Origin of the sequence: Thomasclavelia sp. (assembly GCF_017889095.1) — a bacterium.
Classification (GTDB): domain Bacteria; phylum Bacillota_I; class Bacilli_A; order Erysipelotrichales; family Coprobacillaceae; genus Thomasclavelia.
In genome coordinates this window covers 1-6,930 of sequence record NZ_JAGHEW010000233.1, presented here as the reverse complement: position 1 = coordinate 6,930, position 6,930 = coordinate 1, and the positions used below count along the sequence as shown (strand labels likewise).

The window sequence follows — 6,930 nt, the reverse complement described above, 5'->3', positions numbered from 1 at the left end:
GCTGCTTTAACCGTTTCGCCATTTCTACGATTGCTAGAACCTCGATTGCTTTAGCCTGTTTAATTCCTTTAATATTAACTAACTGATCATAATTAATATCTTTTAAATAACTAAAACCGCCAATTTCGTTTAATAGGCGCTGCGCTAATTCGATTACTGATTCTTGTTTATTGCCCGTTCTTAAAATAAGAGCTAATAATTCAACATTGGATAAACTTTCAATTCCATAATGTAGTGCTTTTTCCCGCGGTCTTTCGCTTTTAGGATAACTGCTTAATTTCATGAACCTAATTCATTGATGATTGCTTCATAATCCTGTTGTTCAATTTTTTCTTTAAATGAACTGGCAAAACGAACTTGTTTAATTACACAAGTGATGCCATTCTTACTAATTTCATTTCCCATATTTTTAGCCTCCTGTTCATCGATAAAAACACCTGCAATAATAATATAATTATTATCTTTTTGATACTTATAACTAGTTTTTTGTAATTCTGTCAGTTTAGCAATCATCTCATTAGCATTTTCTTCTTGCTTATATATTCCTACTTGAACTATGTAAGCATTAAAGTGACTATTTAATGTCGAAAAGAATTTCAAGTATATCCCCATAAAACATAATGATAAAAAGATTGCCAGCACGACTACAGCTCGAATAATCTTCACTATTTTCACCCCTTCAAGCTAAGTCTATGCCAGCAATCAGTAATTATGCCTTAATAAAACTATCTTCTAGCGAAAAAATGACTTCTCACGATCTTAAATAATCCAGCTCCAGCAGCGACGACAATTGAAGTTATTACATATACTAGCGATGATCCGCCAGTAATTTGTTGTTGTTTTCTAGTTGATAACTCTTTCATTAGCGCCACTCGATTGAAATAATTTTAGGGATAGAAACTCTTCCCGCTTTAGATTTATACATCTTATAAACTGCTGTTCCAATCACGATAAAGAAAATAACTCCGCCAATTCCTCCGCCAGTAACTTCCATTTGCATTGCTTGTTGTAATTCGTTCATTTCTTTTCCTCCTGTATTTTTTTAAAGGCCACACTCCCACTAAACCTTCTACTATATATATACTCCCACAACTGCCCTTTTTTCTTTTAAAATTTAAAAAAATTGAAAAAAATATAAAAAAAGATAATTACCGCAGTAATTATCTCATTTGTTCAAGCTGTTTTTGAACCGCTTCGTATTTTGATTTATAATCAGCTAATTTATTTCTTTCTAACTCAACCTTTTGTTTTGGCGCTTTAGAAACGAATTTTTCATTAGCCAGCATACCTTCACATCGTTTAATTTCGCCTTCTAATTTCTTTAACTGAGTCATTAATTTTTCTTTTTCCGCTTCTTTATCAATATAATCACCTAATTCAACTAATAAAGAGTTACCACCTTTAATTGTAATATTAGCAACTTCGCCTTGAACATCCTGATTATAACCAGAACATGAAGCATTACATAATTTTTTAATATATGGTAAACATTGATCCATCAATGATTCTAATGAATCATCTTTAGTTGTAATTGTATAAGCAATTTCAATAGCATTTTTAATTGTATATTGATTGCGGATTTCTCTTATTCCTTTAACAACATCAATTAAATAAGTAAACTGATCATTAATGTTTTCATCATCAAAATCAGGATTAGTTTGTGGCCAAGCGGCAATACAGATTGATTCTTCTAAATGTGGAATCGCCTGGAAAATTTCTTCAGTTACAAATGGCATAAATGGATGTAACATTTTAACGATGGCATTTAAAACATAAACTAAAGTATTTAAGCTTGCCTGTTTAACTGTTTGATCATCACTGTTTAAATGAACTTTAGAAAGTTCAATATACCATGAACAGAAATCATCCCAGATAAAATTATATAAAGCAGTTCCAACATTGACAAATTCATATTTATCCATATTGGTATCAACTTCTTTGATCACTTCATTTAATCTATTCAAGATCCATTTATCACATAAATTTAAGTTTTCAAAGCTTAGATCTTCATATTTCATTGAATCATCAACATTCATTAAAACAAATCTTGCAGAATTCCAAATTTTATTAATAAAATTCCATGATGATTCTACTTTTTCAGGAATGTATCTTAAATCCTGTCCTGGTGCTGAATTGGTTGTCAAGAAATATCTTAACGCATCACAGCCATATTGTTCAATAACATCCATCGGATCAACACCATTTCCTAATGATTTTGACATCTTTCTACCCTGACTGTCACGGATTAAACCATGGATCAGACAATCTTTAAATGGCCGTTGTCCAGTTAATTCAATTCCCTGGAAGACCATTCGGGCAACCCAGAAGAAAATAATATCATAAGCTGTTACTAATACATCATTAGGATAATAACGCTTTAAATCAACGGTATCATTAGGCCATCCTAAAGTACTAAAAGGCCATAAGGCACTAGAAAACCAGGTATCTAAAACATCTTCATCCTGTTTCCAGTTATCACCTTCAGGAGCAGTTAGGCCAACATAAACTTCATCACCGCGATACCAGGCAGGAATCCGATGTCCCCACCATAACTGTCTGGAAATACACCAGTCATAACAGTTTTCCATCCATTGTTTTAAGGTTTTTTCAAATCTTCCTGGTACAAAATTAACTTTTTTATCAGGATCTTTTTGATTATCTAAAACCTGTTTTGCCAGTTTATCCATTCTAACAAACCATTGTTTTGATAAATATGGTTCAACAACACAATGCGTTCTTTCACTATGACCAACACTATGAACCATAGGTTCGATCTTAATCAATAGATCTTCCTGTTTTAAATCCGCAACTAAAGCTTCACGACATGCTTCTCTAGTCATGCCACAGTACTTTCCAGCATTTTCATTCATTGTTGCATCAGGATTCATGCAGACAACCCGCGGTAAGTCATGACGATTTCCTACTTCAAAGTCATTTGGATCATGGGCTGGAGTGATTTTAACAACACCGGTTCCAAATTCAGGATCGGCATGAATATCTCCAACGATTGGTATCAGTTTATTAACAATTGGTAAAATAACATGCTTACCAATTAAATCTTGATAACGTTCATCTTTAGGATTAACGGCTACTGCTGTATCCCCAAATAATGTTTCCGGTCTTGTTGTTGCAACTTCTAGATAACGACTTTTATCTTCTAAATAATATTTAAGATGATAAAATGCTCCTTCATCATCTTGATAGATGACTTCTTCATTAGACAAGGCAGTTTGTTGAATTGGATCCCAGTTGATGATTTTTTCACCACGATAAATAATCCCTTTATTATAATAATCAACAAAAACCTGGGTAACCGCCTGATTTAATCCTTCATCTAAAGTAAATCGTTCTTTTGAATAATCTAGAGATAATCCAAGTTTTGCCCACTGTTCACGAATATTTTGGGCATATTCTTCTTTCCATTCCCAGGCTTTTTCTAAAAATCCTTCTCTACCTAAATCACGTTTATTAATTCCCTGTTTTTTTAGTTTTTCAACAACCTTAACTTCGGTTGCTATCGCAGCATGGTCCATTCCTGGTAACCATAAAGCATCATAACCTTGCATTCTTTTATAACGAATGATCATATCTTGTAAAGTTGTATCCCAGGCATGACCTAAATGTAATTTCCCAGTTACATTAGGTGGGGGAATAACGATTGCGTATGGTTTTTTTGAAGTATCTCCAGCTTCAAAATATTTTTTATCTAGCCATTGCTGGTATTTACCGGCTTCAACTTTTTGATGATTATATTTTGGTTCTAATTGTTTACTCATTATCATTTTCCTCCGTTTCTGTTTCAATAAATTCATCTTTATGAGCGCGGATGTATTTAGCAGCTTTTGCAATCAAACCTGAAGTTTTCATTGCCGAAGCAATTGCATTGGTAAAATCAGAGAAGTTATAATTACCATAATCACTATCTTCATCAATACCAATTTCTTCATCATTTTCAATGGCAATAGCTAGTTTTTCCGCTGCCCCTACTAATTCGGCAATTTCATGACAATCGATGGCTTCAAAAGCTTCTTTTCCATAATTACGATATAAACAATATGGTTCTTTAATAAAGAAAGAATGAACTGAACCACGACCACCTTCTAAAGACATTTCTAATTGATAAATCGTATAGATCATTAATTCCCCATGTGTTAATAAATCAACTAATGTTCCCGTAATTTCATCACCCTCATATAATTTATCTTCTTTAGCCAAGACATGATATAATACAGCATGAGTTAATTCTTCATCAGGGGTTTCATCAAACATCTCGCTAGTAAAATGACGATATTTGACCCGATTTTCTTCATACTGTCTTTTCTGTTCCTTTTGAATATTGCGATATTTACGGATTTTTTTGCTATAGAAATAAAACAAGAATAAACATCCAGCAAGAAATAATACCCAAACAATTAAATAATCTGATCTCATATTTTCCTCCTTAAAATAAAAAAAGCATCGTCATAAGGACGAATGCTCGTGGTACCACCTTACTTTGCATATTACTTATATGCCTTTAAACTTTAACGCAGTCATACGTGTTTACCTACTAAAGTTCAATAAACAGGCTCACAGGCTACCTTCAACTTCTACGCTTATCCTATCACACCTAACTAGGACTCTCTAAAAAGCTTTAAAATCTACTCCTCCTGATCATCGCTATAGGTGTATTCTAACAAAATCCACCCTACTAGTCAATTGAAAGCTTTTTATTTAATGAAGAAATTGAATCTAAATAATATAATAACCGTGACATCAAAACAATATTATTAACTTCATCACTTCCAAATTCAACAATAGGAATTACATGCAGTAAACATCGTAGTAACAATCTTTCTTCCTGTAACAGTTTAATTTTGCACAAATAAGTATCTAAAATAACTTCAAAATCAAAGATCAATTCGGGAATTTTTTGATACATACTATAAATATCATAAATACATAGATTGATCTTGATTTTATCAATTGAAATCAAACAATTCTCTTTCATCAAAATATGACTATAATTAAAATTATTATATGTCAAACATAACCTGATCGTATCAAGATTGCAGACATGATCTTCATATTCCTGTAACAACCTAGTTGCTGTATTTAAACATTCTTCAATACGACAATAATTTAAAACAAACATCCAGCCTGTAGGACTACGATAAGCTAACACTTCAAAATTATTCATGATTTCATTATAATAAATTTTTCTTTCTTGAATAATACCCCTTATTTCTTCAATTTGACATTTAAAATAATTCTTAGCCACACTATAATTAAAAAACGTATTACCATGTAAATAAGCTAAATACTCATAATAACATTTTAATTTCAATTCCTTAATAATAGCATTATCATCTTTTAACCAGGGACATAAATAAAACTGTCTAGTCTGGTATTTTGTTAGAATCTGTTTATTACAATTACGAATCACCGGTACAAAACATTTTAAATGAAGACTTTCAATATGATCAATAACAACTGATAAACTAGTATCTTCAACAAACTTTAAACTAAAAAATCCTTCTTTACACTTTACTTTATAAACTCTTTTACTTACTTTTATATAACCAATAACATTTAAAGAATAGGCACTCTTAATTATTTCGTTCATGGAACATAAGGAATAATTAATACATTTCCAGCTTCTAATACTTTATCTTGATTATAATTACGAATTATCTCTTCATCAATATTATATCTAGCAGCTACATCACTATAGTTTTCATTTTCCTTAACAATATATAAATAATAGGTACCAACACTGTCTTCAACATCCTGGAAAATTGGTCGTGATTTACTTTCATAAACTTTTTCTTGTAACTGTTCGTTTATTTCATTAACAACTTTCTTTTCTTCAACCGTAATCGGTGCCTCTTCTTGTTTAACTAAAATATTTTCAGTTTCTACTTCTTCAATAACTGGTTCTTCAAAAACTGGTGCCATCTCTACTTTGGTTTCATTATTAGCTTCAGTTTCCCGCATTAAATTTTCAATTTCAACAACCGGATCTACAACTACTTCTTTTTCTTCATGTTCATCTTTTACATAACGATCTTCTCCATCAATAACTCCATGAATTCCTACTTCAATTTTAACTTTGACATTACCATTTTTAATCGTATAATCAAAATCTTCTACTTTAATATTAAAATCACGCTGATCAACTATTTTATCAAAAGTAGCCAAAATATCTAATTCAATATTTTCATCAAACTTTTGTTGCTCATTATATTCGCCCTTAACAATCAAACTGCCAATTGCCCGAACCCCAACACTTTCAATCTTATAGTTAATCGATTCATCAACCGATAAAGATACTAATTCTTTTAATTGATGATCTAAATCAATCCACTTTTCAAAATATATCTTTTGCATATTTACCTCCCATAAAACTATATGCAAAGATTTATTTAATATGATAAAAGAATAACAAAGAGCTGTTCCAATATAAATTATTTAGAATCTCTACCATCCCATACTTTCCAGCCTTCTAATGCAGTTAGATCTGTAAAATACCAGTAATATCCTTCACCGTTATCTAAATAAATATATTTTTCCCCATATCAGCATTAAATGTGCCATGATATGTTCCTGAATTAGATTTCCATGTTGCCTCAATTTTTCCATCATAATAATTATTAGTAAAATTACCTTCATAAGTAAAATCAACATCAACTTCCGACATTAACAAAGAAACAGCAATATTGCTTTCAAAATATGTGGCTTGACTATTTAATTGATCATGATACACTTACTTATTTTGAAAATCCACTAAATCAGTTTACAGCGATAATGGAAAAAGCTAAGATTTTCTTTCTAAATAAAAAAATTCTACAAATTTGAAAAAAATAAAAGTAATTTTACCAAGTCCGGTTGTATATATATAATAGAATGGATAATTCTATCTTTAATTATAGCTTACTGCTATAATGTAGT

General features: G+C 31.0%; 9 protein-coding genes and 1 other annotated feature. All 9 genes read right to left on the bottom strand.

The window, feature by feature from the left end; genetic code table 11:
- Window positions 1-283 (bottom strand): UPF0758 domain-containing protein (locus J7M77_RS10090; protein ID WP_367236984.1); only part of this gene is annotated, 283 nt, incomplete at its 3' end.
- Window positions 280-666, bottom strand: a complete 387-nt coding sequence (locus J7M77_RS10085; RefSeq protein WP_296878101.1) for an SPOR domain-containing protein — start codon at window positions 664-666, stop codon at window positions 280-282. The genes J7M77_RS10090 and J7M77_RS10085, both read right to left, overlap by 4 nt.
- Before the next feature lie 59 nt (window positions 667-725).
- Entirely contained in the window at window positions 726-863 is a 138-nt protein-coding gene (locus tag J7M77_RS10080) for a hypothetical protein (protein ID WP_296878099.1), read from the bottom strand.
- Complete coding sequence (locus tag J7M77_RS10075) at window positions 863-1,021, bottom strand: hypothetical protein (protein WP_296878097.1); 159 nt, start codon at window positions 1,019-1,021, stop codon at window positions 863-865. The genes J7M77_RS10080 and J7M77_RS10075 overlap by 1 nt, the downstream gene beginning before the upstream one ends.
- A 139-nt stretch (window positions 1,022-1,160) precedes the next feature.
- Entirely contained in the window at window positions 1,161-3,776 is a 2,616-nt protein-coding gene (locus J7M77_RS10070; RefSeq protein WP_296878095.1) for a valine--tRNA ligase, read from the bottom strand.
- Window positions 3,769-4,431, bottom strand: a complete 663-nt coding sequence (locus tag J7M77_RS10065; protein WP_296878093.1) for a hypothetical protein — start codon at window positions 4,429-4,431, stop codon at window positions 3,769-3,771. Before J7M77_RS10065 ends, J7M77_RS10070 begins: the two co-directional genes overlap by 8 nt.
- A 31-nt stretch (window positions 4,432-4,462) precedes the next feature.
- Window positions 4,463-4,666, bottom strand: a binding site (T-box leader).
- Between the two features lie 24 nt (window positions 4,667-4,690).
- Window positions 4,691-5,605, bottom strand: coding sequence for a hypothetical protein (locus J7M77_RS10060; RefSeq protein ID WP_296878091.1), 915 nt, complete (start codon window positions 5,603-5,605; stop codon window positions 4,691-4,693).
- The gene (locus J7M77_RS10055) at window positions 5,602-6,369 is read right to left on the bottom strand and encodes a LysM peptidoglycan-binding domain-containing protein (RefSeq protein ID WP_296878089.1); all 768 of its coding nucleotides are present in this window, start codon (window positions 6,367-6,369) and stop codon (window positions 5,602-5,604) included. The genes J7M77_RS10060 and J7M77_RS10055 overlap by 4 nt, the downstream gene beginning before the upstream one ends.
- A 163-nt stretch (window positions 6,370-6,532) precedes the next feature.
- The gene (locus J7M77_RS10050; RefSeq protein ID WP_296878087.1) at window positions 6,533-6,745 is read right to left on the bottom strand and encodes a hypothetical protein; all 213 of its coding nucleotides are present in this window, start codon (window positions 6,743-6,745) and stop codon (window positions 6,533-6,535) included.
- Window positions 6,746-6,930 lie beyond the last annotated feature (185 nt).